The 2,319-nt window shown below is 39.0% G+C and carries 1 pseudogene; it reads left to right on the top strand.

Annotated elements, in window-relative coordinates:
• Positions 1-2,319, top strand: a pseudogene (locus DD829_RS23955) (hypothetical protein); the annotation flags it as partial.

Raw genomic sequence — 2,319 nt, 5'->3', positions numbered from 1 at the left:
AATCAACAGGTTTCTACAACAGTCGGAGGAGTTGTTGTTCCGGTAACAAATTCTAATGCAGCAAACGGATGGATTCCTTACAGTGTAAAGACATGCGTTAAAAATAATTCTGAATGGTTTATACAGATTGTTGTTGAAAATTTTGCTCACAGGATTGTATCAGGAAATTATAAAGTAACGATCAATGGAACAGAGGTTAACTCTAATGTAGTATTTGAACCATCAATGGGAGTAAGCTTTATGTTCTACAATAGTCCGGGAATTCCTGCTTCACTCACGCTAAGACAAAATGGATTCATCCTCGAGGGTGAAGTGGTTTTAGAGGACGGAAAAACGTATCTGATGAGCGTTACATTGATACAGGATCCTTCGGATTTCAACAATCCTCTAAAACAAGGTGTATTCAAAGGAAGTGCAGCCTTCACTCCAAAAGAGATAAAACCGGATACCGGATCTGGAACAGGAACCGGAACAGGAACCACTGGCTCCGGAACAACGACAACCACTCCGGTAGGCTCATTTATCCCTTCAGGGTTTGGGATGAAAAACATCGGAGTTACCGATTATAAGAAAGTAGAACAATCCACTTATTGTTATGTGGAAGGAGATGTGGCACACATCGAAAACATCATGGCAAGGGAATATAAAGAAAGAGCTACAAGAAAACTCAGAAGAAGTGAAAATCAAACAACAAAATCGACTGAATCTGAGAAAGAAAAGCTGACCGATACCACTTCTACCGACAGGAACGAAATGCAGAGTGAAATTTCCAAAATCCTTCAGGAATCTAAAGATTTTGCAGCACAAGCCGGTTTCTACGCAAAGTGGGGGAAATCTCCTGTAGAATATGGCGTAAATGTAAGTGCTAACTATGCCACTCATAATTCCAAAGAGGAAAGCAACAGACAGGCGGTCACGGAAGCCAAAGATATTACAGCAAGAGCACTCGACAGAATTGTTACCAAAGTAAAAGAAGAGCGTATTGATAAGATCATCGAAGAGTTTGAAGAAAACAATAAGCATGGTTTTGATAATACCAAAGGAAGTAGCCATGTAGTTGGCGTTTACCGATGGGTAGATAAGGTGGTGAAAAATCAAATCTATAATTACGGGAAACGTATGATGTTTGAATTTATGATTCCTGAGCCTGCCAAATTGCATAATCTGGGAATGAAAATTTCTAATAATGCAGAAAACCAATTGGTAAAACCTGTTGATCCGAGAGAATCTAATGTACAAAAGGTAGAAAATTTCTCTTCATTAGAAGATGAAACTAAATTGAAATTCTGGTTAAATAAGTATAATGTCGAGATAGACGATAAACCTGCATACAGTAAAAAAATAAGCTTTTCATTTGCGGATAAAAATATTGGACAAGATGTAGATGGTGTGTATGGAAGATGGACAGGAGTATATAATAACAATGATTTTAAAATAGATGATGGTTATTGTGCTACAAAAGTTACAGGAGCTGTAAACGTTGGGGTTGGAGCAGGAACACGCATGAACCCGGTAAGTCATGTCTATATTTGCGGAGTAGAAACAGGTGGAAATGTTAATATGCCATTAAATAATGTTGAAAAAGCCATTACTATTTCTTCTTTATTTTGGGATATCAGAGGGATTAGTGGTTCTTTAGTTGCGGATATAGTGCTTACTCAAGAAGCTAAAAACGCTTGGCTGCAAAAAACCTTCAATAAAATTATTGAGGCTTACCAAACTGAATTAACTAAATATGAACAGGCTTTGGCAGATGCAAAAGCAATGGGTGTAGAAATTAAGGGTTCTAATCCTGGATTCTACAGAAAAATTGAGAATACCATTTTAAGAAGAAACTGTATTTCTTATATGCTGGAACAGAATCCCAACGTAGACCTCACCTTCGGTCGAGGGAAATATTACAACAACGGCTATTCTTCCGGAGATGAAACCTTCCTGAATACAGATATTAAAGTAGACGGGAAACTGGATCAGTATGCCGCATTTGCAAAATTCATGGAGCAGGCATTCGAATGGGAAATCATGAGCTACTATTTCTATCCTTACTACTGGGGCGAAAGAAAATCATGGGCAGACCTGTATCAGTTCGACGATAATGATCCTGTTTTCAGAGCATTTATGCAGTCCGGTATGGCAAGAGTTATTGTGACGGTACGTCCGGGCTTCGAAGAAGCGGTAAGACACTTCCTTGCAACAGGACAGATCTGGAACGGAGGAGAAGTTCCGGTAATTGACGATCCGTTGTTCTTATCCATCGCGGATGAAATGAGATCTCCGAAAGCAACCAAAGAAGGAGAACCGTGGAGAGAAAGAATTCCA

The sequence above is a fragment of the Chryseobacterium sp. HMWF035 genome, from assembly GCF_003094695.1.
GTDB lineage: Bacteria > Bacteroidota > Bacteroidia > Flavobacteriales > Weeksellaceae > Chryseobacterium > Chryseobacterium gambrini.
This window is presented reverse-complemented; position numbering and strand designations above follow the sequence as displayed.